Source organism: Aestuariibaculum marinum (genome assembly GCF_014596975.1).
Lineage (GTDB): Bacteria > Bacteroidota > Bacteroidia > Flavobacteriales > Flavobacteriaceae > Aestuariibaculum > Aestuariibaculum marinum.
Window position 1 is genome coordinate 304582 of record NZ_JACVXD010000003.1, and the last position, 26925, is coordinate 331506.

The window sequence follows — 26925 nt, forward strand, 5'->3', positions numbered from 1 at the left end:
TACAATATCTATCTATAAAATACTATTTTTGCTTAAACACTTATTATGGCCCGAATTTTAGCAATCGATTATGGAATGAAACGCACAGGTATAGCTGTTACCGATGAGTTACAAATCATTGCTTCAGGATTAACAACCGTTAATACCAAGGAATTACTATCATTTTTAAAGGAGTATATCAGTAAAGAAGATGTAGAATTATTTGTTGTAGGGGAGCCTAAACAAATGAATAATACGGCTTCTGAGAGTGAAGTGTTAATCGTGCCATTTTTAGAAAAGTTAAAAAAACAGTTTCCAAATATACCAATTTACAGAGTTGATGAACGTTTCACGTCTAAAATGGCTTTCCAAACCATGATAGATAGTGGGTTAAAAAAGAATCAACGAAAAAATAAAGCACTTATTGATGAAATAAGTGCGACACTAATCCTACAGAGCTATTTGTATTCTAAATGATGAAGGAGTTATGGTTTAATGTAAAATGTTTAAATTTATTATACTAACACTAAACCATTTATTTATGAAACAAATTTACTTTTTATTCTTAATCGCCTTGTTTGGGGCAAATCAAATGTTTGCTCAGCCATGTCCTGAATCAGGTGGGGCTATTCAAAACGGAACGGTAATCGTTTTTTATTACCCTAATGCAGCTACAGACTGTAGTTCTATGCCTGCATCTATTACGGTTACAGATAACGTAACGACAAATGCGTCTACTTTTTCGTTGGATACTGATGCATGTGGTAATACCATTGCTTCCTATACGTTGACAACAGGTGATGCATTATCTGGTCAGGGGTTTGAGGTAACAACAGGTTTTGATTCAAATTGTTCTTATTCAGATGGAACACTTCCTGTGGAAGCCTTCGAGTTAATGGGAAAAGATTTAAAAATTTACCCAAGCCCAGTAGTTAAAGGAAATGAAATTGAACTTGCGTTTGGTTTTACTACTTCAGCTAAAATTGAAGTTTATAATATTACAGGCAAATTGGTTTTAATTGATAATATTGAAGAGTCTGCTTCAAAATCAATTAATATTAGTAGTCTGGTAAACGGATTATATATGGTGAAAATTGGAGCCGATTACGGGACGATAACCCGAAAAATTGTGATTTCAAAATAAATAAAAATTTCATTACTCTTTAAACTCCCTAATCTTTAGGGAGTTTTTTTATGGAATTCTTTAACAGGTTTTATTTTTTAGAATTGTATTTTTGCAGCAAATAATAACAGATAACAAAAATGATATTACCTATTGTAGCTTATGGCGATCCTGTTTTGAAAAAAGTAGGAGAAGATATAGATCAAAATTACCCGGATTTAAATGTGTTAATCGATAATATGTTTGAAACCATGTACAATGCCTACGGCGTAGGGTTAGCAGCGCCACAAATCGGCTTGCCAATACGTTTATTTGTTATCGATGCAACGCCTTTTGCAGAAGATGAAGATTTAACTAAAGAAGAGCAGGAAACTCTAAAAGGGTTTAAACGAGTTTTTATTAACGCAACGATTATAGAAGAAGAAGGTGAAGAGTGGGCGTTTAATGAAGGGTGTTTAAGTATTCCTGATGTTCGTGAAGATGTATTTAGAAAACCTAAAATTACTATTGAGTATTTAGATGAAAACTTCGAAGAAAAAACAGAAGTTTTCGACGGTTTAGTGGCACGTGTTATTCAACATGAATATGATCATATTGAAGGCGTATTGTTTACCGATAAATTATCGGCTCTAAAAAAGCGTTTAATAAAAGGACGTTTGGCAAACATCTCAAAAGGGAAAATAAATGTGGATTACAGAATGCGTTTTCCAGCCCAAAAAAAGAAACGATAATATTTGCAAGACATCAATAAACAGTTGATATTTGCGACTTTCAAAAAATAAGTTATGAGTTTAGATAAAGTACTTTCAATAGCAGGAAAACCGGGTTTATACAATTTAGTAGCTCAAACACGTGCTGGTTTTGTTGCAGAATCATTAGTAGATAACAAGCGTATATCTGTAGGTATTCAGCAAAACGTTAGTGTATTAAGCGAAATCGCTATCTATACACTAGAAGAAGAAGTGCCTTTAAGACAGGTTTTTGAAAATATTAAAACAAAAGAAAACGGTGAGCAAGCTTCTGTTTCTCCAAAAGATAGTAAGGATAAATTAGAGGAGTATTTCTTTGAAGTTTTACCAAATTATGATGAAGATCGCGTGTATGCAAGCGATATTAAAAAAGTAATTCAGTGGTACAACTTATTACAAAAGCATGGTCTTTTAGAAGGTTTAACTGCTGAAGCTGAAGAAGAAACAGTTTCTGAAGAAGAAAAATAAAAATTCGCTGTAATGATATTTAAAACCTCCAATTTTGGAGGTTTTTTTATGTCTAATTTTTTAGTTTTACAATTCTCAATTTATTCTATAATCTGATGGCTATTTCTAAATCAAAATTCAAAAACATATTATTTTTTATTGTAATCGGACTTTTAATTATTCCACAAACACGTAAGCCTATTCAGGTGTTTCTACAAAAGGGCATCGCGTTATTTGGTCCTTCTTTAGAATCATCAGATGATTTAAAGAAGATAACAGATTATAATTGGTTGTTAAAAGATGAGAATCAGGAAACTTATAATTTTCAATCGGCCAAAGGTAAAGTGATTTTGGTTAATTTCTGGGCAACCTGGTGCCCGCCGTGTATTGCCGAAATGCCAAGCATGCAAAAATTGTATAATGATTATAAAGATAAAGTCGAATTTCTGTTTGTTACCAGCGATGATTTTACTGAGATTAATACCTTCTTAAATGATAATAATTATACGTTTAAAGTGTATCAACCCGCTACACAATATCCAGAATATTTTGATGTAACCACTATTCCTAGAACCTTTTTAATTAATCAATCCGGACAAATTATTATAGATGAAAGCAGAAGCGCTAACTGGAATAGCGATAAAGTAAGAATGACAATTGATAATTTATTAAAGGCATCAGGAAATGAGTAAGAAAATAGTTGTTTTAGATGGATATACGTTAAATCCGGGAGATTTAAGTTGGGCAGGGATTGAGCAATTTGGTGATTTAAAAGTATATGATCGAACAGGGTTTGATTCAAACACCATAATTGAAGCGATTGGCGATGCTGAAATTGTTTTTACAAACAAAACACCATTACCTGCCGAAGTTTTGAAACGAGCATCAAACATAAAATACATAGGTGTTTTGGCTACAGGTTATAATGTGGTTGATGTTGTTGCAGCTAAGGCATTAGGAATCACGGTAACCAATATTCCATCTTACGGAACAACAGCCGTGGCACAGTTTACTATGGCCTTATTGCTAGAATTATGTCATCATATAGGTGCGCATAATCAAGCCGTTCAGTCCGGAGAATGGACAAAGTCGGTTGATTTTTGTTTTTGGAATTCACCCTTAATTGAATTGGAAGGGAAAACTATGGGAATTATTGGTTTTGGTAGAATAGGGCAGGCGACAGCTAAAATGGCACAAGCATTTGGATTAAATATTCTGGCCTACAGCCGAACACCAAAACCAGAGTTTGAATCTGAAACCTTAAAATTTGTGGAGTTAGATGAATTGTTGGCGAAGTCTGATGTTATAAGTTTGCATTGTCCGTTGTTTGAAGAAACCGAGGGTATGATTAATAATACGAACATTAATAAAATGAAAGACGGTGTGATGTTAATTAATACCTCACGAGGAGGCTTGGTAATTGAAGCGGATTTAGCTGAGGCTTTGAATTCCGGTAAAATTTCCGGAGCGGCAGTAGATGTGGTTTCTAAAGAGCCTATTTCTGCAGATAATCCCTTGTTAAAAGCTAAAAATTGTATTATTACACCGCATATTGCATGGGCGACCAAAGCCGCAAGAACAAGATTGATGGCTACAGCTGTAAATAATTTAGAATCTTTTCTAAACGGAAAGTCTGTTAATGTGGTTAATTAGCTTTTCGGTTTTTCAACCAATTTAATCACGTATAAATTCAGAAGTATTAAAGAGAAGGCGTAAACACTATCTTCAACAGGAATGGTGAACATACGAATCCCTAAGTTTTCATTATCGTTATACCATACCACTTCATTCGGAATAAAACTTCCGGTTAATATACCGTTTACAATAAAGAAAGGAATTAACATTACTAAAAAAGTAAGTAAATAGCTTTGTAAAATATTTGGTGATTTAGTGATAACAATAGCTGTTAGAAGGGTTGCCAGACCAAAATTGACGAGAGTGTACCACTTATCAAAATTATAAATAGTGATTATAAAAAACACTAAAATTAGTAGATAACTAATCAGCTTTGTGGTTCGTTTCTTCAATTTTAAATTCGGGAAATAGTATAATAAAGCGTAGTGCGTAAACACACAGGCGTATGGAATACATATAAAAAACAACCATTCTTCAATAGGCAGTCTAAATATGGTTTTATCTAAGTAATAGGTTGGGTTAAATCCCCAGAATTGCTTTATGGTAAAAAACACATCCCATGGAATGAAAATAAGCATCCCACTTAGAATTCCAAGGGCTAAACCTTTCCAGTGATTATAGAATTTTAATTTGGGGTGAAAACTAAATAAAAATGGAACTGAAAGCGATCCTAAGTTTAGCAATAAATATAGATAGGGCATGTGTTATTGCTTAAAATATTTAAACGGAACAAATAACATCCCAAAGCATTCTCCATCATCTTTTCCTAAATGTTTATGATGCATTTTGTGCGCGCGTCTGATGCCTCGAGCATACCAATTGTTGGCGTTTCTGAATATTTTAAATCGCTGATGGATAAAAATATCATGTACCATAAAGTAACAAAAACCGTAGGCAAAAATGCCTAAGCCAATAGGTAAACCGGGCCAAAAACTAGTGTATTTCCATAGTAAAAAGAAGCCTATACTTATCACAGCATAAAAAATAAAGAATGCATCATTTCGCTCAAACCAGCTGTCATGGTCTTTTTTATGATGGTCTTTGTGCAAACGCCATAAAAACCCGTGCATAATGTATTTATGGGTAAACCATGCCATAAATTCCATGATACAAAAGGTTGTTAAAAATATAAGTATCCAGTACAATATTTGCATAGTTTAAAATTACATTAAATTTAATTGATACTTGACATAGCTACGCATTAAAAGTTCAATTTTTTTGGGGTTAGAAACACGTATTCTCGAGTTTTTAATCTGGAGTGCAGGAGTTTTTTGCAATTTTTTAAGTAATTGACTGTAATAACGATATGCCATAAAAACTCCAAATTTGGCTTCTATAGGTAGTTTTTTTATGCCTTGTAAGCCTCGTTCAAAATCATATTCTATGTCTTCAATAATGTGCTGTTTAGATGTTTCATCTAATTCATCAAGGTTGATGTTAGGAAAATAGCTTCGTTGTAATCCTTCCATATCAGCTTTTAAATCTCTTAAGAAATTAACCTTTTGAAAGGCTGACCCTAAGGCCATGGCCGACGATTTTAGCTCATTAAATTTATCTTGATCACCTTTAACAAACACTTTTAAACACATTAAACCGACTACATCGGCAGAGCCGTATATGTAATTTTGATATTCTTCAACTGTGTTGTAATCACTTTTATTTAAATCTAAACGCATACTTTTCATAAAGGCATCAACCATACTTTTCTCAATATTGTATTTATGATAGGTGTGCTGAAAAGCATTTAAAATAGGGTTCAAACTAATTCGATTTTCTATGGCTTCATTTAAATCGTCATAAAATTTGTTGAATAAGGTTTCCTTATCGTAATCGTGAAACGAATCGACAATTTCATCTGCAAATCTTACAAAACCATAAATATTATATATATCCGCTCTAATCGATTTGTATAGCATTTTTGTTGCAAGCGAAAACGAGGTACTGTAATTTTTAGTGACTATTTTGCTACAGTTGTAGGATACCGTGTCGAATAATGCTTTCATAAATTATGGTGTTTAATTACTAAATCGGCTACTAATTTTCCTGAAATCAAAGAAGGCGGAACACCAGGGCCAGGAACCGTTAACTGTCCGGTGAAATATAAATTGTCTACTTTTTTACTTTTTAATTTAGGTCTTAAAAAGGCGGTTTGCATTAAAGTATTTGCCATACCATAAGCATTGCCCTTATAGGAGTTGTAATCGCTTATAAAATCGTTGATGCAAAAGCTCTCCTTAAATAAAATGTGTTCTTTTATAGATTGTGAGGTTAAATCTTCTAAGCGATTTAAAATCTTATCAAAATATGTTTCTCTAAGTTCAGGTGTATCGTTTAGTCCTGGCGCAAGTGGAATTAAAAATATACCAGCTTCTTTACCTTTAGGAGCGGTGCTTGAATCTGTTTTACTTGGGAAACTTGCGTAGAATAATGGTTTTTCAGGCCATTCAGGATTGTCGTAAATGGCCTTGGCATGTTCATCAAAATCTACATCAAAAAATAAGGTATGATGATCAACATTTTTAATCTCTTTATCGAAACCCACGTAGAATAATAAGGAAGAAGGAGCGAAAGTCTTTTTGCTCCAGTAATTTTCTGAATATTGTTTGTAAGGGAGGGCTAACAGCGTTTCAGTGTGATGGTAATCGGCACCACTCACAATAATATCAGAATCATATGTTTTTCCGTTTGAAATAATACCTTTAGCTTTTCCATTATTTACGATAATTTTTTCAACCGGGTTTTGTGTTTTAATGGAAACCCCCAACTCTTCAGCTAGACTTTTTAGAGCTAAAATTACCTGATACATACCTTTTTGGGGATGAAATGTTCCAAGTCCAAAATCGGCATAATTCATAAAATTGTAAAATGAAGGCGTGTCACTAGGTTTTGCACCCAGAAACAAAACTGGAAATTCTAAAATTTGTGAAAGACGCTTGTTTTCAAACGCTTTGTTTACATCCTTTTTAATGTTACTAAAAAACTGATTGAGTTTTTTTATGGTTGCTGGCGTAACCAATTCCAGAGGAGAAACGCCAGGGTTGTAAACCAAATCTTTTATGGCAATATCGTAGTTGCTTTTTGCATTAGCTATAAAAGATTTGAGTTTAACGGAACTTCCTGGTTCTTCTTTTTCAAAAGCTTTACATATTTTGTCTAAAGTATCTTCAATGGTAATACAATCATTCTTTCCAAAGTAAACACTATAGGCAGGGTTGAGTTTCTCAAGACAGTAATAGTCTGATGGTTTTTTATTGAAATCGTTAAAAAAACGCTCAAACACATCTGGCATCCAATACCAAGTAGGACCTATGTCGAAGGTGAACCCATCCTTTTTTAATTGCCGGGCGCGACCTCCAATAGTGGCGTTTTTTTCAAATATTGTTACATCGTAACCTGCTTTAGCTAGATAACATGATGCAGCTAAAGAAGAGAATCCGGAACCTAAAATTGTAATTGTTTTTTTCATCTTGTTTAACAAATATAGTAAAAAGTTAAACAAAATAACTTTCTATCACATTTCTTTAACTAAATTTTCAATACTTTCAAAAACCTGAACCTTTTCGGGTAATAGAGAAGGTTTTAGATTAATGGTTTTATTACCAAGTAAATAAAGATAAGATTTGTTGTCGATTAATAGCAATTCGTTGAAATCTTTTATGTAGGCTTCTATTTGGTCATCTTCAGGAAAAATAGTGAAATAAGATATAAAAGTGATGTTGTCGAAAAATTCATATAGCTCGTATAGATTAGCGGTTGGGACACTAGGCCCTAAAAAAATGGTATGATAACCCTTACTCTTTAATAGGTAATTAATGAAGAGTAGACCTATATCATGAATTTCATTATCCGGCAAGAAAAGGACAAACGTTCGTGAGTCGTTAAAATCTTGTAAGTCGCCTAATTTTTCAATACTAAGTAATAATTTTTGTTTAATTAACACAGAGATAAAATGTTCGTGTACCGGGGTTATTGTATTAGTCTGCCATAATAAACCAATTTCGCTAAGCAGAGGAAGAAATACGGAGTAAAATATTTCAGAGAAGGATTTTTCCTTTGTTAGGTCTTTGTAGGTTCGATCAAACAGATTCTGATCGAAATTAATCATGGCCATTTTAAAGGCATTTATGGCAAAACTATCTTTGTTTTGTTTTGAAATAATCTCTTTTACTTTTTGAGGAATTTCATTTTCGCTTAAATCTGCAATTTTAGAAATTTTAAAACCATTATTGTTTAAATAAGTGATGTTTAAAAGTTTTTGCAGACTGGCTGTATTGTAGGTTCTAATGTTGGTGTCGGTGCGATTAGGTGCTAACAGATTGTAGCGTTTTTCCCATATTCTAATAGTATGAGCTTTAATCCCAGAGAGGTTTTCAAGATCTTTAATACTGAAATTTACACGAATCTTGTTCATTTTTTATTGAATTTAGCTAAACAAAAATACGTAATAAGTATTAAAAATCTATAACTAATGAGATTTTAATTAAACGTAAGCAGGAAAAAAATAAAGCTGTAATGCATTGTTATTCTTAAATGTGTATGGAAATAAAATTGGAAATTTACGGTTTTTTAACCTTCATATTTGTTTTTATGTCATCCGTCTAAATAACTTTTTAGAACTAATAAATTTACAAAAATTTAGCTTTTAGTAATTTATAGAGTCTAAATAATGTACTTTTTATGGTAGATTAATTATAGTAGTTACAATTTTTGGGGTATAGGTAGTATTAAGAAATAAAATTATTTAAATAAATGAAAAAGATAAAAATAGCATTTGTCGTTGTTTTTAGCGTGTCCTTTATGGGGTTTGCTCAAAATTATCCGTATCAAAATTCAAGCCTGTCGGTAGAAGATCGTCTTAAAGATCTATTAGGTCGTATGAGTTTAGAAGAAAAGGTGCGCCAAATGGATATGTACAAAGGAGAGTTTTTTAAAGAAGGTGAAGATTTTTCTAAATCGAAAACAAATGACAAAATAGGTGATTTGGGTGTTGGGGCTATTCATGATATTTATCCTCGTTCGGCTAAGATGATCAATGACCTTCAAAAAAATGTTATAAAAAATAATCGCTGGGGGATCCCTGCATTAATTATGTGTGAAATGCTTCATGGATATTTAGATGAAGGCAGTACAGCATTTCCTATGAATATTGGGCTTGGGGCGACCTGGGATACCGAACTTATGAAAAAAGTAGGCGGAGTTATTGGTAGTGAAGCTCGTGCGCATGGCGTACATTTTGGATTGGGCCCTGTATTAGGTATAGGTCGAGAACCACGATGGGGACGTGTAGCAGAAACGTTTGGTGAAGATACCTATTTGGCAGGAGAGCTTGGTCTAGCTATGGTAAATGGTATTCAGGGCGATACGCTTGCTTCAGATCGTTCCATTATTGCGGAACCAAAACATTTTGCAGTACATAGTTATCCTCAGGCTGGAGGAAATTCATCACCGGTTATTGTTGGTGAGCGCACTGCCAGAGAAGATTTCTTGCCTGCATTTGAAAAAGTGTATAAGCTGGGAGGCGCATTGGGTGCTATGTGTGCTTATTCCGAGTTGGACGGAATTCCTTGTGCGGCTAATCATTGGTTATTGACGGATGTTTTAAGAAAGGAATGGAATTTTAAAGGTATCGTGGTCTCCGATTTAGGTGCTATAAAATATATTCAAACCACCCATTATGTTGCAGATTCTCCAAAAGAAAGTATTCGTCAGGCGGTTTCGGCAGGAGTAGATATGCAGTTCTATGATTTTTCAAATGAATTTTGGCAAGAAACTATTATTGAATTAGTAAACGAAGGAAAACTATCAATGGAAGACATTAACCGAGCAGCAGGTGGTGTTTTGAGACTTAAATTTACATTAGGTTTATTTGAAAATCCCTATACTGAAAAAGGTTTAATTGAAGCTCGTTTTCATTCAAAGGAAAATCAAGAAATAGCTTTGGAAGCCGGTAGAAAATCAATCAGTTTACTTAAAAACCAAGACAAATTATTACCACTAAGTAAAGATTTAAAAACGATTGCCGTTATCGGGCCTAATGCAGATGCGTCTCGATTGGGAGGATATTCAGTAAAAAATAAAGTTGCAACAACGGTACTTGAAGGTATCACATCGGTGGCAGGAGAAAATACTAAAGTGCTTTATGAGGAAGGCGTACCGCTAATTGTTAAAGGGCAAATAGTTCCATCGAAATATTTATTTACTCCAGACGGAAAACAAAACGGCCTAAAGGGTGAATATTTTAATAATAGAAAAGTGGAAGGTGAGCCTGCTTTAACCCGTATAGATAGTCAGTTACAATTCGATTGGCCTTGGAACCCGGGAGAAGGAGTTAATGATGATGATTTTTCAATTCGTTGGACAGGGTACATTCAGTCCGATACTTCTTTTGATGGATGGATTGGCTTAAGTTCTGATGATGGTATTAGAATGTGGATTGATGATCAGCTTGTTATTGATAATTGGACAAAAGGAGCTACGAGTATTGTCACAACTCCAAAAAATATTGAAGCAGGTAAAAAGTATAAAGTTCGCATAGAAATGTGGGAAGGAGGCTGGGGAGCCAGAGCTCACTTACGTTGGAATTTAGAAAAGATAAACTTACAACCAGCTATTGATATCGCAAAACAGGCGGATGTAGCTGTTGTAGTTTTAGGTGAATCACGAGAATTAGTAGAGGAAAATCGTGATGTGGCTACTTTAGATTTGCATGGGATGCAACAAGAGTTGATTGAAGCCATTCAAAAAACAGGAACACCGGTGGTATGTGTGCTTGTAAACGGTCGTCCACTTTCTATTAATTGGATAAACGAAAATGTACCAGCTATTCTAGAGGCTTGGTTTCCGGGAGAAGCAGGAGGGCAAGCTGTAGCCGATGTGTTGTTTGGAGATTATAATCCGGGAGGACGATTACCAATTTCATTTCCTAAATCTGTAGGTCAGTTACCTATTTATTACAACCAAAAACCATCTGCCATTCATAGATATGTTAGCGAAAGTGAAAATCCGTTGTATACATTTGGTTATGGGTTGAGTTATACGACTTTCAAGTATTCAAATTTGGAATTAAGCTCAAATGAAATAGCAGTGAACGGTAAGGTTAAAGTATCTGTAGATGTTGAAAACACTGGGGATTATGATGGAGATGAAGTGGTTCAACTTTATATTAATGATGTGTACAGTAGTGTGACAACGCCACATAAAACATTAAAAGGTTTTGAGCGTGTATTCATTAAAAAGGGGGAAACAAAACACATTGAATTTGAATTAACACCTGATGAACTTGCTATATGGAATCGTGATATGAAACATGTAGTAGAACCTGGCGATTTTGAAGTTATGGTTGGGGGAAATTCTAAAGATGTACTAAAGGCGAAGTTTAGGGTTGTGGAATAACCAGGCATAGTTAAAAGTTTAAAAAGAAGGGCTAACCAAAGCAGGTTAGCCCTTCTTTTTTGTTCTAAGTTATCGGAAACCAAAAAAATAACAGAAAAGGTATGAGTTGAGAGCTAAATGCTAGGGAAATCAATTTTTAAGGGTAATTTTTTGGGAATTCTAAATGTTAAAACTTGAATGTGTTATAGAATAAGGGTTTTGTTTATTTTAATAGTGCGCACGAGAAGACTCGAACTTCCACATTCTAAGCGAATACCAGCCCCTCAAGCTGGCGCGTCTACCAATTCCGCCACGTGCGCTAAAACTATGAACTATATCGAATTAAGAACTCGATGTGTTTCAGAAAAAACTAAAAAAAAATTTATTTTTCTATCAACATCACTCACAAAGTGAGTAAAAATAAAAAAAGTTAAGCGAATGCTTAACTTTTTTGTGACCAGGCTGGGGCTCGAACCCAGGACCCTTTCATTAAAAGTGAAATGCTCTACCAACTGAGCTACCTAGTCTTTAGTTGTCAACCCTAAATCCTTAGCGTTTGCGGGTGCAAATATAAAACCTATTTTTATAAAAACAAGGGAAATTCTGAAGAAATTTTTGTTTTTTTGTGCTTCTAAAACATATGTTTTTAATAATCAATTTATAACCTTATCAATGATACTGATTTTAGTTGGATATATGGCTTCGGGAAAGTCTACTTTGGGAAAAATTTTAGCTGAAAAATTAGACTACGACTTTTTAGATTTAGATGATTACATAGAAGATCAAGAACAGGCTTCGATCAGTTCTATATTTAAAAATAAAGGTGAAATTTATTTTAGGAAGGCTGAAACCAAATATTTAAAAGAACTCTTGGAGGCTAAGACTGATTTGATTTTGTCGTTGGGAGGAGGTACACCTTGTTACAGCAATAACATGCAATTGATTTTAGACGCTCCAAATGCTAATAGCGTCTACCTAAAAGCGTCTATTCCAACTTTAGTAAATCGGTTAAAAGGTGAAAAAGGAAAACGTCCATTGGTAGCTCATATAAAAACAGATGAGGAACTAACCGAATTTATAGGGAAACACTTATTTGAGCGCTCACCTTTTTATAGTCAGGCCAATGTTGTGTTACCAACCGATAATAAAACAACTAAAGAAATTATTGAAGAATTGAATTCGAAGCTATTCTAAAGTAGCTTCGAATTGGTTTCCATTTAGTTCCACATTTACATGTTCATGTAGTGAGGTTGATAAGGAAATACCTTTAAAATCGGCTTTTACAGGATATTTTTTGTGATTCCTGTTAATTAAAACGGCTGTTTTAAATTGTTTTAAAGGAACGTTTAAAAAGTGTTTAACACCGTAAATTAGTGTGGTTCCGGAATTTAAAACATCATCAACAAGAACTAAAGACTTGTTTTCGTATTCTTCAGGAGTCAGCGATGTTTTTATCTCGTTTTGAGGCTGTTTTTTATCTATACTTACTTTGCATAAAACCACATTAATCTCAGAAATATCATCAAGTATGGCTTTTAGTTTTTCAGCAAAAATATACCCATTGCTATCAATACCAGCTAAAATAACTTCAGTTTCATAAACATTGCTTTCATAAATTTGAAATGCAATACGTCTTATTTTATGAATGATTTCCTCGTGGTTTAAAATGACATTGTTTGTAACATGCATAATCAATAGGGTGTTAAATTGAGAGGGTAAAATTACTCATTTTCGGTTGTAAAATCATCAATATCGCGTCTATCTTTTTTGGTTGGTCGTCCAACACCTTTTTTCCTGTAATAGTCTTTGGCGTATTTTAAAAGTTCTTGCGCCTCAAATTGTTCTTTAGGGGTAATATCTGTTCTGTAGATATCTACCAGCTTAGCGCTAACTCGACTTTCGGGAACATCGTTTACTTTAAGTTTATAGTTTATTTGATCTTTTCTTAACTCAACAATGTCTGTAGCATAAACCTCTCTACTGGGTTTAACCACATCTCCATTTATTTTTACTTGTCCTTTCTTACAGGCAGTCGTGGCAATGCTTCGAGTTTTATAATATCTCACACACCATAAGTACTTATCTATACGCATATCTTAATTCTAAAAACTACGTTAACCATATATGCAAGATTGCATTAAAATTGTATCTTGCGTGCTCAAAAATAAAGAATATTAAAACACTGGTATAAAAAAAGCGATGCTTTTAAAAAATTAAGACCAATGTTTAAATACCCAAATAAATAAAAAAACGTTGCATGAAATTTAAAAAATTGAGTTTGTTAGCCTTGTGCTTAGCTGTTGGTTTTGTGTCTTGTAAAAAAGATGATGAATCTGAAGTTGCTGTAATTCCTCCGAGGGATCGTACAGAGCAACAAGCTGCAGACATGGATTCTTTACAAGTCTATTTACAGAGTCATTACTATAATAAAGCTGAGGTTGAAGCAGCTTTGCCTAATGTGGGTATTAATGATATTAAAATTATTGAAATTACAGGGGATGAGACGGTGCCTGATGGCTACGAGTCATTAGAAACTGCTGTTGGAGCTCCAATAGATACTACTTATGCAGATATAGAGTATCAATATTATGTTCTTAAAATAAATCAGGGCGGAGGGTATAATTCACCAACAATAGCCGACGATATTCAAATTCTTTATGAAGGATTTTCTTTAAACGATGTGGTGTTTGATGGCAAGTATTACCCGGATAGCAATCCTTTGGATTTAGTAAGTTTAATTCCTGGTTGGCGTTTTGTTATTCCTAAATATAATACATCCGAAAGTTTTTCTGATAATGGAGACGGTACCGTAAGTTTTAGTAACTCTGGTGTGGGTGTTATGTTTTTACCTTCTGGATTGGCTTACTTTTCTAATGCCACAGGCGGAATAGCTGCATATTCTCCTTTAGTGTTTAAGTTTGAGTTATTACAAATGGGGCAAAATGACCATGATAACGATGGAGTGCCTTCTTATTTAGAAGGTCTAACTGAGAATACCGATGAAGATACCTATGCAGATGCTTATGGGTATTTGTATCCTAGATATGATTATTTAGATTCAGATGATGATGGTGATGGAGTACTGACTAAAAATGAGATAACATTACGTAAAGTTACCGGTCTTACTGTTGAAGAGGTTAAGATGGAACCTTTAGATAATGATGAGGTTTTATTAAATTACATAGGTAAAAATAGTGACGGTCAATTTGTAGGAACCATCTTGAAACTTTACGATTCTAATGGCGATGGAACACCCGATTATTTGGATTCTGAAGCAACTACAAATCGTAATGAATAATAACTATAACATATAAAATAAAAAAGCCTCGCGATTGCGAGGCTTTTTTATTTTTTGACAATGATTTAAATCAATAAAGAAAGACTCAATATTAGTTGATCCGGTCTTGTGGCAATTCTGTTGGTGCTAATCCCGTTATTATCAAGGAACGTAGCTTCGTTATCGCTAAACCCGCGTTCATAACGTAAATCAAGTCCAACTTTTTTAAAGTTAACACCAATACCAAAGTTTAGTCCAACAGTTAAATCTTTATCGACATCATCAATAGTAATATTTTCAAATTCAGTATCTAGAATATATTGAAATGCAGGTCCAGCAAAGACATTAAGAGGTCCAATTACTTTTACACCAACTAATAACGGAACATCAAGTTTTTGCATTTTAAAGCTATCGTCATTATAGTCACTTTTCGTACTGGTATAAACAACTTCTGGTTTAAAAAAGATTTGATTTCCCACTTTACCAAACAAACCAATATGGAATCCCACATTTCTGTCTGGGTGCTGGTAATTGTCGCTTATAGCTTCAAAATAATCACCGTTAGCATTGTAGTTCAGTCCTCCTTTTATACCAAAACCTGGAACAGATTGGGCAAAAGCAGTAATAGACAAAGATGTTAATAGTAGTAAAAAAAACAGGTTCTTTTTCATAAATAGTTTTTTAGGGTTAATAATAATTTAAAAACGATATTATATGTTTTATAGTATCCTTATTCTTATCAATATACGAGCCAAAAGTGTTTAAAAGTTCAAAAATCATTTAAATTAAAGAAAGAAGTAAGTTGTTTTGGTGAAGTTTTTGAAGTCATTAAAAGCGTAAGCGTTTGATATTGAAGAAAGCATTTGGGGATGGTCTTGATTATGGAGTAAATCATAAAACCACGTGAAAAGTATAATTTAAAACTAAAAAAATATGTAGGTTTGCCCAACGGAAGAATAATTAGGTATATGCAATTCGAATTAAAAGCTAAAGATCCGCAGAGTCAGGCTAGAGCGGGCAAAATAACAACCGATCACGGGGTGATTGAAACTCCTATTTTTATGCCTGTGGGTACAGTAGCGACTGTTAAAGGGGTGCATCAAAGAGAGCTAAAAAATGATATTAACCCAGATATTATTTTGGGGAACACGTATCATTTATACTTACGCCCGCAAACTCATATTCTGGAACAAGCGGGTGGATTGCATAAATTCATGAACTGGGATCGCAATATTTTAACGGATTCCGGTGGATACCAAGTATACTCGTTGTCTTCTAACCGAAAAATTAAGGAGGAAGGTGTTAAGTTTAAATCGCACATCGACGGAAGTTATCATACGTTTACACCTGAAAACGTTATGGAAATTCAACGGACTATTGGAGCCGATATAATTATGGCTTTCGATGAGTGTACACCATACCCTTGTGATTATAATTATGCAAAGCGTTCTATGCATATGACACATCGTTGGTTAGATCGTTGTATTAATCATTTAGAGAAAACACCATTAAAATACGGTTACGACCAGGCATTTTTTCCTATTGTTCAAGGAAGTACTTATAAAGATTTGCGAAGACAATCGGCTGAATATATTGCTAATGCAGGCGCTGTTGGAAACGCTATTGGAGGACTTTCGGTAGGAGAACCAGCTGAAGAAATGTATGCGATGACCGAGGTGGTTACCGAAATTCTTCCTGAAGATAAGCCGCGTTATTTAATGGGCGTTGGTACACCAATCAATATTTTAGAAAATATTGCGTTAGGTATAGATATGTTTGATTGCGTAATGCCAACACGTAATGCTAGAAATGGTATGTTATTTACCGCTCATGGTACTATAAATATTAAAAATAAAAAGTGGGAAGCCGATTTTTCTCCAATTGATGAAATGGGCATCACTTTTGTAGATACAGATTATACTAAGGCTTATTTAAGGCACCTTTTTACGGTTAATGAAAGGCTTGGCGCGCAAATAGCAACCATTCATAATTTAGGATTTTATTTATGGTTGGTTCGCGAAGCAAGAAAACATATATTAGCAGGAGATTTTAGAACCTGGAAGGACCAAATGGTGAAACAAATGGACAAGCGTTTATAAATAAAAAGGATTCTAAACATTTAAAACCTCAAATACGGACTTAATAAGTTAAGCGTGTGAAAATATTAGATTGGTACATTTTAAAACGATATTTATTTACATTTTTTATGATGCTTTTGCTGTTTGTACCAATAGGTATAACGGTACATTTAGCTGAAAAAATTGGAAAAATTTTAGAAAATGAGGTGCCAATCGGTGAAGTCCTTCTGTATTTCTTAGATTTTACCATCTATTTTGCGCATCTGCTTTTTCCTTTGTTTTTATTCCTGTCTGTAATTTGGTTTACATCCAAACTGGCAAATAATACAGAGGTCATAGCCTTTTTAAGTTCAGGAGTGTCGTTTTACAGGTTTTTGCGTCCATATATGATTGGGGCAACTATTGTAGGTATTCTGTCTATTGTATTGGGCTTGTATTTGGCGCCTATGGCAAGTCAAGGGTTTAACGACTTTTCATATAAATATTTTAAGAAAGGAAAAAGTGCCTATGATGGTGCTAATGTAGATTTGTTCCGCCAGATTAACGATAACGAAATGATTTACGTAAGTAGCTTCGATGTTAAAAATAAAAACGGGAGTAATTTTACTTTAGAGCATTTTGAAAATAATAAGTTAACCTACAAAATTACCGCTAACAGTATTAGATATATTGAAGAAGATACGACGTATAGGTTAGTAAATTATGTAAAGAGAACCATCGGAGAAAATGACGATATTCTTGAGGAGATAGAAAGACGAAAGGATACACTGTTTCCGTTTAAGGTCGATGATTTAACACCTGAAATTTATGCTGCAGAGGTAAAGCCTTATGGCGAATTAAAACGTTTTATAGCTAAAGAAGAGGCCAGAGGCTCATCTAATGTTGGGCGCTTTAAGTTAGTATTGTATAAAAAATGGAGTTTACCAGTGTCAGTATTTATTTTAACCATTATTGCCGTGGCGGTTTCATCTATGAAACGTCGAGGTGGTATGGGGGTTAATCTGGCTATTGGTATCTGTATTGCTATGGTATTTGTCTTTTTCGATAAAATTTTCGGAGTTATGGCAGAGCAGTCCGATTTCTCTCCAATTATAGCCGCATGGTTCCCTAATGTGGTATTTGCTGTGCTATCTGTTTTCTTATTACAAAAGGCGAAACGATAAGTGTTACAGCCAAAGTATTTACGCTAAAGCATTAAATCTTTCGTAGTTTATTAGAGAATGATTAATTTTGCATTGTAATTAACGATAACCAATAATTCATGTTTTTTCTTAGTTTAAAATGAAAAAATATGTAGGTTTGTAGGCTAAAATAAATAAACAGCCATAATAAAAAATTCTTATGGAATATTTAGAATTTGAACTCCCTATAAAAGAATTAGAAGAGCAACTTCAAAAATGTAGAGTCATTGGAGAAGAGAGCGAAGTAGATGTTACAGAAACCTGTAAAAACATCGAATCCAAATTAAAGGAAACTCAAAAAGATATCTATAAAAACTTAACACCATGGCAGCGTGTTCAGTTATCACGTCACCCGAACAGACCTTATACTTTAGACTATATTAAGGCTATTTGTGGAGATACATTTTTAGAACTTCACGGCGATAGAAGTTTTAAAGATGATAAAGCGATGATTGGTGGTTTAGGTAAAATTGGAGATCAAAGTTTTATGTTCATTGGTCAACAAAAAGGGTACAATACTAAAACGCGTCAGTACAGAAACTTTGGAATGGCTAACCCAGAGGGTTACCGTAAGGCACTTCGTTTAATGAAGTCTGCTGAGAAGTTCGGAATCCCTGTAGTTACGTTATTAGATACACCTGGTGCTTACCCAGGATTAGAAGCTGAAGAGCGCGGACAAGGAGAAGCTATTGCTAGAAATATATTAGAAATGACTCGCTTAAAAGTGCCTGTAATTACTATTGTAATTGGCGAAGGTGCTTCGGGAGGTGCATTAGGCATTGGTGTTGGTGACGTTGTATTAATGTTAGAAAACACTTGGTACTCTGTTATCTCACCTGAATCATGTTCATCAATTTTATGGCGTAGCTGGGAGTATAAAGAGCAAGCAGCCGAAGCTTTAAAATTAACGGCTAGCGATATGAAGAAATTAAAGCTGGTTGATGAAATTATTAAGGAACCTCTAGGTGGTGCTCACAGAGATAGAGAGAAGACTTTTAAAACTGTTAGTAATACTATCGTTAAAGTTTTTGAAGACCTTAAAAACTTATCACCAGATGAGTTAGTATCTCAGCGTATGGAAAAATATTCCAACATGGGAGTATTTAAAGGTTAGACCTTGTAAAATCTACATACATAAAAATCTGAAGTGTCTAACTTCAGATTTTTTTTGTGGTTATTGACAATTTTTATAAGTTATTAACAGTTAGATTGTTAACTATTGGTTAATAATCAGAATCGATTTTCTGTTCGTTAAAAGATTCATTTTAGTTACATTCGTACATATGAAACAACCCGACCAAATTAAAGGATATAGAGTAGACAAGAGCACCCTTATCAACCTTGAAAAAGGAAAAATACCTCCTCAAGCTATTGATTTAGAGGAAGTTGTGTTAGGTGCGATGATGATTGATAAAAAGGGTGTTGATGAAGTAATTGATATTTTAAGCGCTGAAGCATTCTATAAAGAATCCCATCAGCATATTTTTTCGGCAATCTTTCAGTTGTTTGAAAATAGTGAACCAATTGACTTATTAACCGTTTCAACACAGTTAAAGAAGAATGGGAAGTTAGAATTGTCCGGCGGTGATTTTTATTTAATTTCCTTAACGCAGAAAGTGTCATCTTCGGCACATATTGAGTTCCATGCGCGTATTATTTTGCAGAAATTTATTCAGCGAAGTTTAATTAAAATTTCAAATGAAATTATTGAAGACTCTTACGATGAAACTAAAGATGTATTTGATTTATTAGATAATGCTGAAGCTAAATTATACGAAGTTACTCAAGGAAATATTAAGAAATCGAGTGAATCTGCGCAGGATTTAGTTATTCAAGCGAAGAAAAAAATTGAAGAGATTTCTAATAAAGAAGGGCTAAGTGGTATCCCAACAGGATTTACTAAACTGGATAAATTAACCTCGGGGTGGCAACCATCCGATTTAATTATCGTAGCCGCTCGTCCGGGTATGGGTAAAACAGCCCTAACGTTATCCATGGCGAGAAATATTGCGGTAGATCAAAATATTCCGGTAGCGTTCTTCTCTTTAGAGATGGCATCGGTACAGTTAATTACACGTCTTATTTCCAGCGAAACAGGATTGTCTTCTGAAAAATTAAGAACCGGTAAATTAGAAAAGCACGAATGGGAACAGTTAAATGTGAAGGTTAAGGACTTAGAAAAAGCGCCGCTTTATATTGATGATACCCCATCGTTATCTATTTTCGATTTAAGAGCGAAAGCACGACGTTTATCATCACAACACGGCATCAAGTTAATCATGATTGATTACTTGCAGTTAATGACCGGAGGTAGCGCACATGCCGGTAACCGTGAGCAGGAGATTTCCATGATTTCGCGAAACTTAAAAGCATTGGCAAAAGAGTTAATGGTACCTGTAATTGCGCTTTCTCAGTTATCTCGTGCTGTTGAAACACGTGGAGGAAGTAAACGTCCGTTGCTATCAGATTTACGTGAATCTGGAGCGATTGAGCAGGATGCCGATATTGTAAGTTTTATTTATCGTCCGGAGTACTATAAGATAGATGAATGGGATGACGAAGAGCGTTCGCCAACCGAAGGTCAAGCCGAGTTTATTATCGCAAAACACCGTAATGGTGGATTAGAAAACATTAGGTTGAAATTCTTAGGACACTTAGGTAAGTTCGATAATTTAGACGATTTTGATTCGCCGTTTGAATTCCATTCTAAAATGAATGATGGAGGAGGAGAGGATAACTTTAGCTCTAATAATTTTACAGCAAGTCCAGATCAGGCTTTCGGAAGTTCATTTAATGATGATAACGATGACGAAGTGCCATTTTAACAGATAATCTTTTCGTTAAAAAGAATTCCTCAAAAATATTTTAAGTATCTTTAAGTTTAAAATATACCGAAGATAAATGCATGAAATTAGTTTTGTGTATTTATCTTCGGCTTTTAAATACCATTTAACTTTTGAAAAAGATACTGTTTACATCTCTTTTTATTTGCTTGGGCTTACAAGCCTTTGCTTCATATATTCTTATTCCAATGGATGCGGAAGGCCAGAAAAACCATTTAAAGGCCTACGGATTAACGTATTGGATTCTTACCAAAGACCAAAAAGTAAAGTGGTTACTTAATTACCGTGGAGGTTCGTTTTTGTTGCCAGATTCAGAAACTATCCAACGTGAATGCCAGATTCGAGGCATTTCTTTTGAAGTGTTATCTGATGCTAAAACCGAAAGTATTCTTGCGGAAATAAGTAGTCCGAGTCAGAATATGGAAGCTGTAGTTTTAGAGAAGGCTCCTAAAGTTGCAGTTTATACGCCAAAGGGTAAATTACCATGGGATGATGCGGTAACTATGGTGTTACAGTACGCTGAAATCCCTTATGAAACGATTTATGATGAAGAAGTGCTAAATGATGGTTTGTTGCTATTTGATTGGCTGCACTTGCATCATGAGGATTTCACGGGACAATATGGGAAATTTTATGGCGCCTATAAAGCCGCATCATGGTATATTGAAGAGAAAAAGGAAGCTGAGGCTTTGGCTACAAAATTAGGGTATAGTAAAGTGTCGGATGAGAAACTTGCAGTAGCTTTAAAGATTCGAGACTATGTTATTGGAGGAGGATTTATGTTTGCCATGTGTAGTGCTACCGATAGTTTTGATATAGCCTTATCGGCAGAAGGAATCGATATTTGTGAACCTATGTTTGATGGTGATGCCAGTTCTCCTGGATATCAAAATAAAATTGATTATAACAGAACATTTGCGTTTACTGGTTTTACCTTGGAACGTAATCCAAATATATATGAGTTTTCATCAATAGATATGACCAGAAAACGAATGATTCATAAATCTACAGATTACTTTTCATTAATGGAATTTTCTGCAAAATGGGACCCGATTCCTACCATGTTATGCCAAAATCATACGGCGTTAGTAAAAGGTTTTATGGGGCAAACTACTTCGTTTACCAGAGATGAGATAAAATCGAATGTATTGGTGATGGGAGAAACGAAATCAAACGGAGAAGCCAAATACATTCATGGTATAAAAGGAAAAGGCTTTTTTACGTTTTATGGCGGGCACGATCCGGAAGATTATCAGCATCGTGTTGGAGATGCCAAGACAGAGCTCGATTTGCATCCTAATTCACCAGGATATCGTCTGATTTTAAATAATATCTTATTTCCTGCGGCTCGAAAGAAAAAACAAAAGACCTAATAGCTTGTCAACTATTAGGCTTTTTATTGCTTACTCTTCATAAATAATGACACGTTCAAAGGTATAGATATAGCCATCGGCAGCTTCGCCACTAACAGTTATATTTTGGTCTATGACCATTTCATTTTCACTATTGTTGATAATTAAATTTCCAAATTCAGCATTATTTACAAACAGAAACTGGTTTGAATCCTGTTCTGTAACACTAAAACTGTAAACGCCACTATCGAAACCGTCCTCAATAGTATCATCATTGTTTGTATTGGTTATGGTTAGTGAACCATATTCCTCATTAAAGATCCAGATAATCTCATTTAATTCGAAATTATTATCAACTCCGGCAAGACCTCCAAATACGTTGGTAAGATGCCATTCTATGCTAACGATATTAGGTAAATTAGAATCTATATTGCTGTCGCTTGCAATACTACAGTTGGTCAAGGTCAAGCATGCAATTAATAGGATGTAAATCTGTTGTTTCATTTTCTTTTTCAATTTATTTATAGATGTAATAAAACGAATAAGGTTGCGTGTTTATGACAAAAAAATATCGGTTTTTTAAATTTTCATTTTAATTTAGCGTCATTACAAAATTATAATAGAATGAAAGTTTTTCAAAAAGAAATACGTTTAAAAGCTTATCCCAGAGGTTTTCACTTAATTAGCGATACAGTTTTAGAAGCTATACCGGAAATTAAGGAAATTGAAGGAGGGCAGCTACAGGTATTCATTAAACATACTTCGGCTAGTTTAACAATTAACGAAAATGCCGATTATACGGTAAGAGGTGATTTTGAAAGACATTTTAATGTTATGGTACCTGAAAATGCTCCGTACTATCGGCATACCTATGAAGGTTCTGATGATATGCCAGCACATATTAAAGCGTCCTTATTAGGTCCGTCGGTACAAATACCAATAACTAAAGGAAAGCCAAACTTAGGAATTTGGCAAGGCATTTATTTATGTGAACACCGAGATTATGGCGGTGAACGCCGTTTGGTAATTACTGCCTTTGGCATATAAAAAAATCCGATTCGTGAGAATCGGATTTTTTATTAAGCGAATAATATGTTTTACAATAGGCGGAACGCCTTATTTTACTTTCTCTACTACAGCTTTAAAAGCCTCTGGGTTATTCATAGCTAAATCGGCTAAAACCTTACGGTTTAATTCGATATCGTTAGCTTTTAATTTCCCCATAAATTGAGAATAAGATAAACCATGTAAACGGGCTCCAGCGTTAATACGCGTAATCCATAATGCACGGAATGTTCTCTTTTTATTTCTACGGTCTCTGTACGAGTATTGCATCGCTTTATCAACCGCGTTTTTAGCTACTGTCCAAACGTTTTTACGACGTCCGAAGTAACCTTTAGCTTGTTTTAGAACCTTTTTTCTTCTGGCTCTTTTTGCTACAGAATTTACTGATCTTGGCATAATTTTAAATGTTTTTTGTAGTAGGCGGTAGACAACTCTACACTTTTTAATTTTGGCCTAACTCCAGGGTTTATAATTTATTTAATAACCGGTTAAAACCGTATTACTTTAAACGTAACATTGTTTTAACATTGTTCTCATCCGCTTTATCTACTAAAGTGTCATGAGTTAAAGCTAACTTACGCTTTTTAGACTTCTTTGTTAAGATGTGACTTTTAAAAGCGTGTTTTCTTTTAATCTTACCAGTACCAGTTAACTTGAAACGTTTTTTGGCACTAGATTTAGTTTTCATTTTAGGCATCTTCTTTTCCTAGGTTTTAATTATTTCGCTTAATTATTGTTTCGAACTAAAATTGCTTTTAGTGTCTTAGTGTTCTAATTATATTGACCTAATTATTTTTTAGGAGCAATAAACATGGTCATACGTTTACCTTCTAGTTTAGGCATTTGTTCTACCTTACCATACTCCTCTAGATCTTGAGCTAAACGAAGCAATAAAATCTGACCTTGTTCTTTAAACACGATTGAACGTCCTTTGAAGAATACAAACGCTTTTAACTTAGCGCCTTCTTTTAAGAACTTTTCAGCGTGCTTTTTCTTAAACTCGTAATCATGGTCATCGGTTTGAGGACCAAAACGAATTTCTTTTATAACTACCTTAGTAGCCTTAGCCTTTAATGCTTTATCACGTTTCTTCTGTTCGTAAAGGAACTTTTTATAGTCCATGATTTTACAAACAGGAGGGTCTGCATTTGGAGAAATCTCTACTAAATCGAACTCTTGTTCTTCCGCTATTCTTAAAGCGTCTTTGGTAGAGTAAATTCCAACTTCAACGTTATCACCTACAAGGCGAACTTTAGGTACGTTAATTCTAGAGTTAATTCTGTGTTTATCCTCTTGAGATACCCTTGGTTTGGGCTGTGATTTTCTTCTAATTGCTATGGCTCTTAAATTTTTAGTTAAACTTTATTTTAAAACGGTTTTAGCGTTTTGCTTATTTCTTCATTTATAATGTTAGAGAAGTCTTCTACTGAGATCATCCCTAAATCTGCTCCACCATGCTGACGCACAGTGATTTTGTTTTCGTTTGCTTCTTGCTCACCAATAATAATCATATACGGGTGTTTTTGCATTTCGGCTTCGCGAATCTTTTTCCCGATAGTCTCATTTCTATGGTCTACAAGGGCGCGAATTTCGTTATTTTCTAGCAAATTTAAAACTTTTTCGGCGTATTTTTCATATTTCTCGCTAATTGACAGGATAATAGCCTGTGTAGGCATTAACCATAACGGGAAATTTCCAGCCGTATGTTCCAGTAAAATAGCGATAAAACGCTCCATACTACCAAAAGGTGCACGGTGAATCATTACCGGACGGTGTAATTCGTTATCACTGCCTTTATAAGTTAAGTTGAAACGCTCTGGTAAATTGTAATCTACCTGAATGGTTCCTAATTGCCATTGGCGACCAAGCGCATCTTTAACCATAAAGTCAAGCTTTGGTCCGTAGAAGGCAGCTTCTCCGGTTTCGATAACGTAGTTAAGACCTTTATCTTTAGCAGCGTTAATAATAGCCTGTTCTGCTTTTTCCCAATTTTCAACGTTACCAATGTATTTGTCGGGATTTTCAGGATCCCTTACAGATACTTGTGCTGTAAAGTTTTCAAACCCTAATGACCCGAATACATAAAGCACTAAATCGATAACATTTTTAAACTCTTCGTCTAACTGATCTGGTGTACAGAATAGGTGAGCATCGTCTTGAGTAAAGCCTCTTACGCGAGTTAACCCATGTAATTCTCCACTTTGCTCATAACGGTAAACCGTACCAAATTCAGCATAACGCTTTGGTAAATCTTTATAAGACCATTGACTGTTGTTATAAATTTCACAGTGGTGAGGACAGTTCATTGGTTTTAATAAAAATTCTTCACCTTCCTTAGGTGTGTTTATAGGTTGGAAACTATCGGCACCATATTTAGCATAGTGACCAGAGGTTTCGTATAATTCTTTTTGTCCGATATGTGGCGTAACCACCATTTCGTAACCAGCTTTCTTTTGAGCTGATTTTAAAAAGTTTTCTAAACGCTCACGTAAAGCAGCACCTTTAGGTAGCCATAAAGGTAACCCTTGACCAACGCGAGGAGAGAAGGTAAACAATTCTAATTCTTTACCTAGTTTTCTATGGTCACGCTTTTTTGCTTCTTCAAGTAGTTCTAAATATTCCTTAAGTTCCTTTTGTTTCGGGAACGAAATACCATACACACGTGTTAATTGTGGTTTGTTTTCATCACCTCTCCAATACGCACCAGCAACACTTAGTATTTTTACAGCTTTAATAATGCCTGTATTTGGTATGTGCCCACCACGACATAAGTCGGTAAACGTAGAGTGGTCACAGAAGGTAATAGTACCGTCCTCAAGGTTTTCAATCAATTCCGTTTTAAACGGATTGTCTTTATAAAGATCTAAAGCTTCAGCTTTAGTCGCCGAACGCATATTAAAGTCGTGCTTCCCTCTGGCAATCTCCAGCATTTTAGTTTCAATAGCGTTGAAATCTTTTTCAGAAATCGTGTGCTCACCGAAATCTACATCGTAATAAAAGCCATTATCAATTGCAGGACCAATAGTTAATTTCGATCCTGGATATAATTCTTCAATAGCTTGAGCCAATACGTGCGCAGACGAATGCCAGAAAGCTGTTTTACCAGCTTTATCATTCCATGTATACAAAACTAACGAGCCATCGGTGGTTAAAGGGGTTACCGTTTCAATTGTTGTACCATTAAAACTAGCCGAAATCACGTTTCGGGCAAATCCTTCACTAATGCTTTTAGCGACATCCATAGGTGTAACGTTCGCTTCATACGATCGTACACTTCCGTCGGGCAATGTTATATGTATCATAAAATAAATTAAATTCGAGTGCAAAGATAATAGGATAATAAAAGACACACAATATATATGTATTTATAATTTTTAATTAAATATTATAAATTAGAGTTTGGGCGTTCCCCTTCGTTTTACTTCGGGTCGGGCTATCCATTATATCTTTTTATGCTTCTATAGATAATAGTGTAAAAAGTGGTATTTAATTATACATATATATGTATAAAGAATAGGAGTCAAGCATAAAAAGGATGTCATTCCTATCCCTAACGCATAAATCAACTTTAATATAGTGTACAGTAGAGACATTATTATATATAGATACTATAAAGCTGAAGGTTTTGCATTTAAATAGGGCTTTTAAAAAGCATAACCTAAAAATAAATTAGTTATAACCTATTGATAATAAGCTTTTGGAATAAAACTTCAAAAAAAAGGTTTAAAAAAGTTTGTTAGTTAGAGAAAAAGGGTGGTATATTTGCAGCCCGTTAGCGGCGAAGCTGCTAGGGTAAGTTCATAAAAAGATAGCGATACGAGGTTT

The 26925-nt window shown here is 34.5% G+C and carries 28 protein-coding genes and 2 tRNA genes; 15 read left to right on the forward strand and 15 right to left on the reverse strand.

Annotation, left to right across the window (positions count from 1 at the left end):
• The first annotated feature begins 45 nt into the window (after positions 1-45).
• The 6 genes from ruvX (at position 46) to ICJ85_RS08590 (ending at position 3951) form a co-directional block, all read left to right on the forward strand.
• Complete coding sequence (gene ruvX, locus ICJ85_RS08565; protein ID WP_188223379.1) at positions 46-456, forward strand: Holliday junction resolvase RuvX; 411 nt, start codon at positions 46-48, stop codon at positions 454-456.
• Positions 457-520: 64 nt separating this feature from the next.
• On the forward strand, positions 521-1123 hold the full coding sequence (locus tag ICJ85_RS08570) for a T9SS type A sorting domain-containing protein (RefSeq protein ID WP_188223380.1): 603 nt from the start codon (positions 521-523) through the stop codon (positions 1121-1123).
• 119 nt (positions 1124-1242) lie between these two features.
• The gene (def, locus tag ICJ85_RS08575) at positions 1243-1833 is read left to right on the forward strand and encodes a peptide deformylase (RefSeq protein ID WP_188223381.1); all 591 of its coding nucleotides are present in this window, start codon (positions 1243-1245) and stop codon (positions 1831-1833) included.
• Positions 1834-1887: 54 nt separating this feature from the next.
• Complete coding sequence (locus ICJ85_RS08580) at positions 1888-2319, forward strand: DUF5606 family protein (RefSeq protein WP_188223382.1); 432 nt, start codon at positions 1888-1890, stop codon at positions 2317-2319.
• Positions 2320-2414: 95 nt separating this feature from the next.
• Positions 2415-2990, forward strand: a complete 576-nt coding sequence (locus tag ICJ85_RS08585; RefSeq protein ID WP_188223383.1) for a TlpA family protein disulfide reductase — start codon at positions 2415-2417, stop codon at positions 2988-2990.
• Positions 2983-3951 carry a D-2-hydroxyacid dehydrogenase gene (locus tag ICJ85_RS08590; protein ID WP_188223384.1) on the forward strand — a complete coding sequence of 323 codons (969 nt, stop codon included), beginning with the start codon at positions 2983-2985 and terminating at the stop codon, positions 3949-3951. The genes ICJ85_RS08585 and ICJ85_RS08590 overlap by 8 nt, the downstream gene beginning before the upstream one ends.
• Here the strand turns inward: ICJ85_RS08590 and ICJ85_RS08595 are convergent.
• The 5 genes from ICJ85_RS08595 to ICJ85_RS08615 are packed head-to-tail and all read right to left on the reverse strand — an operon-like array spanning position 3948 to position 8344.
• Positions 3948-4634: a lycopene cyclase domain-containing protein gene (locus ICJ85_RS08595; protein ID WP_188223385.1), complete on the reverse strand. Its 687-nt coding sequence runs from the start codon at positions 4632-4634 to the stop codon at positions 3948-3950. The genes ICJ85_RS08590 and ICJ85_RS08595 overlap by 4 nt on opposite strands.
• A gap of 3 nt (positions 4635-4637) precedes the next feature.
• Entirely contained in the window at positions 4638-5087 is a 450-nt protein-coding gene (locus tag ICJ85_RS08600) for a sterol desaturase family protein (RefSeq protein WP_188223386.1), read from the reverse strand.
• 9 nt (positions 5088-5096) lie between these two features.
• The gene (locus tag ICJ85_RS08605) at positions 5097-5936 is read right to left on the reverse strand and encodes a phytoene/squalene synthase family protein (protein ID WP_188223387.1); all 840 of its coding nucleotides are present in this window, start codon (positions 5934-5936) and stop codon (positions 5097-5099) included.
• Positions 5933-7399: a phytoene desaturase family protein gene (locus ICJ85_RS08610; protein WP_188223388.1), complete on the reverse strand. Its 1467-nt coding sequence runs from the start codon at positions 7397-7399 to the stop codon at positions 5933-5935. Before ICJ85_RS08610 ends, ICJ85_RS08605 begins: the two co-directional genes overlap by 4 nt.
• 45 nt (positions 7400-7444) lie before the next feature.
• Complete coding sequence (locus ICJ85_RS08615) at positions 7445-8344, reverse strand: MerR family transcriptional regulator (protein WP_188223389.1); 900 nt, start codon at positions 8342-8344, stop codon at positions 7445-7447.
• 338 nt (positions 8345-8682) lie between these two features.
• Here ICJ85_RS08615 and ICJ85_RS08620 point away from each other — a divergent pair, with 338 nt between their 5' ends.
• Positions 8683-11325, forward strand: coding sequence for a glycoside hydrolase family 3 N-terminal domain-containing protein (locus ICJ85_RS08620; RefSeq protein WP_188223390.1), 2643 nt, complete (start codon positions 8683-8685; stop codon positions 11323-11325).
• Between the two features lie 214 nt (positions 11326-11539).
• On the opposite strand, the gene ICJ85_RS08625 is transcribed toward ICJ85_RS08620, so the two are convergent.
• Positions 11540-11624 (reverse strand) — tRNA-Leu (locus ICJ85_RS08625).
• Between the two features lie 134 nt (positions 11625-11758).
• Positions 11759-11831, reverse strand: a tRNA-Lys gene (locus ICJ85_RS08630).
• Positions 11832-11976: 145 nt separating this feature from the next.
• Here ICJ85_RS08630 and ICJ85_RS08635 point away from each other — a divergent pair.
• Positions 11977-12498, forward strand: coding sequence for a shikimate kinase (locus ICJ85_RS08635; protein WP_188223391.1), 522 nt, complete (start codon positions 11977-11979; stop codon positions 12496-12498).
• Here ICJ85_RS08635 and ICJ85_RS08640 read toward each other — a convergent pair.
• Both ICJ85_RS08640 and ICJ85_RS08645 read right to left on the reverse strand, forming a co-directional pair.
• A complete protein-coding gene (locus ICJ85_RS08640) occupies positions 12490-12993 on the reverse strand; it encodes a phosphoribosyltransferase domain-containing protein (protein WP_188223392.1) in 504 nt (167 codons plus the stop codon). The genes ICJ85_RS08635 and ICJ85_RS08640 overlap by 9 nt on opposite strands.
• A 32-nt stretch (positions 12994-13025) precedes the next feature.
• Complete coding sequence (locus tag ICJ85_RS08645; RefSeq protein ID WP_188223393.1) at positions 13026-13397, reverse strand: RNA-binding S4 domain-containing protein; 372 nt, start codon at positions 13395-13397, stop codon at positions 13026-13028.
• A 164-nt stretch (positions 13398-13561) separates the two neighbouring features.
• Between ICJ85_RS08645 and ICJ85_RS08650 the strand changes: the two genes are divergently transcribed.
• The gene (locus ICJ85_RS08650) at positions 13562-14602 is read left to right on the forward strand and encodes an FKBP-type peptidyl-prolyl cis-trans isomerase (RefSeq protein ID WP_188223394.1); all 1041 of its coding nucleotides are present in this window, start codon (positions 13562-13564) and stop codon (positions 14600-14602) included.
• Positions 14603-14667: 65 nt separating this feature from the next.
• On the opposite strand, the gene ICJ85_RS08655 is transcribed toward ICJ85_RS08650, so the two are convergent.
• Positions 14668-15252, reverse strand: a complete 585-nt coding sequence (locus tag ICJ85_RS08655) for an outer membrane beta-barrel protein (protein WP_188223395.1) — start codon at positions 15250-15252, stop codon at positions 14668-14670.
• A 297-nt stretch (positions 15253-15549) separates the two neighbouring features.
• On the opposite strand from ICJ85_RS08655, the gene tgt reads away from it, so the two are divergent.
• From tgt to ICJ85_RS08680, 5 genes are all read left to right on the forward strand, one after another.
• Positions 15550-16680, forward strand: coding sequence for a tRNA guanosine(34) transglycosylase Tgt (gene tgt / locus ICJ85_RS08660; RefSeq protein WP_188223396.1), 1131 nt, complete (start codon positions 15550-15552; stop codon positions 16678-16680).
• Between the two features lie 56 nt (positions 16681-16736).
• Complete coding sequence (locus ICJ85_RS08665) at positions 16737-17822, forward strand: LptF/LptG family permease (protein WP_188223397.1); 1086 nt, start codon at positions 16737-16739, stop codon at positions 17820-17822.
• A 178-nt stretch (positions 17823-18000) separates the two neighbouring features.
• Entirely contained in the window at positions 18001-18954 is a 954-nt protein-coding gene (locus ICJ85_RS08670; protein WP_188223398.1) for an acetyl-CoA carboxylase carboxyltransferase subunit alpha, read from the forward strand.
• A 169-nt stretch (positions 18955-19123) separates the two neighbouring features.
• A complete protein-coding gene (gene dnaB, locus ICJ85_RS08675; protein ID WP_188223399.1) occupies positions 19124-20665 on the forward strand; it encodes a replicative DNA helicase in 1542 nt (513 codons plus the stop codon).
• 206 nt (positions 20666-20871) lie between these two features.
• Positions 20872-22056 carry an asparagine synthetase B gene (locus ICJ85_RS08680; RefSeq protein ID WP_188223413.1) on the forward strand — a complete coding sequence of 395 codons (1185 nt, stop codon included), beginning with the start codon at positions 20872-20874 and terminating at the stop codon, positions 22054-22056.
• A gap of 30 nt (positions 22057-22086) precedes the next feature.
• On the opposite strand, the gene ICJ85_RS08685 is transcribed toward ICJ85_RS08680, so the two are convergent.
• Complete coding sequence (locus tag ICJ85_RS08685; protein WP_188223400.1) at positions 22087-22539, reverse strand: hypothetical protein; 453 nt, start codon at positions 22537-22539, stop codon at positions 22087-22089.
• Between the two features lie 120 nt (positions 22540-22659).
• Here ICJ85_RS08685 and ICJ85_RS08690 point away from each other — a divergent pair, with 120 nt between their 5' ends.
• The gene (locus ICJ85_RS08690; protein WP_188223401.1) at positions 22660-23082 is read left to right on the forward strand and encodes a secondary thiamine-phosphate synthase enzyme YjbQ; all 423 of its coding nucleotides are present in this window, start codon (positions 22660-22662) and stop codon (positions 23080-23082) included.
• Between the two features lie 69 nt (positions 23083-23151).
• Here the strand turns inward: ICJ85_RS08690 and rplT are convergent, their stop codons facing one another.
• From rplT to thrS, 4 genes are all read right to left on the reverse strand, one after another.
• Positions 23152-23496, reverse strand: coding sequence for a 50S ribosomal protein L20 (gene rplT, locus ICJ85_RS08695; protein ID WP_044626052.1), 345 nt, complete (start codon positions 23494-23496; stop codon positions 23152-23154).
• A gap of 103 nt (positions 23497-23599) precedes the next feature.
• Positions 23600-23797, reverse strand: coding sequence for a 50S ribosomal protein L35 (rpmI, locus tag ICJ85_RS08700; protein WP_027138918.1), 198 nt, complete (start codon positions 23795-23797; stop codon positions 23600-23602).
• Between the two features lie 92 nt (positions 23798-23889).
• A complete protein-coding gene (infC, locus tag ICJ85_RS08705) occupies positions 23890-24438 on the reverse strand; it encodes a translation initiation factor IF-3 (RefSeq protein ID WP_394354413.1) in 549 nt (182 codons plus the stop codon).
• Between the two features lie 29 nt (positions 24439-24467).
• Complete coding sequence (gene thrS, locus ICJ85_RS08710) at positions 24468-26402, reverse strand: threonine--tRNA ligase (RefSeq protein WP_188223402.1); 1935 nt, start codon at positions 26400-26402, stop codon at positions 24468-24470.
• Positions 26403-26925 lie beyond the last annotated feature (523 nt).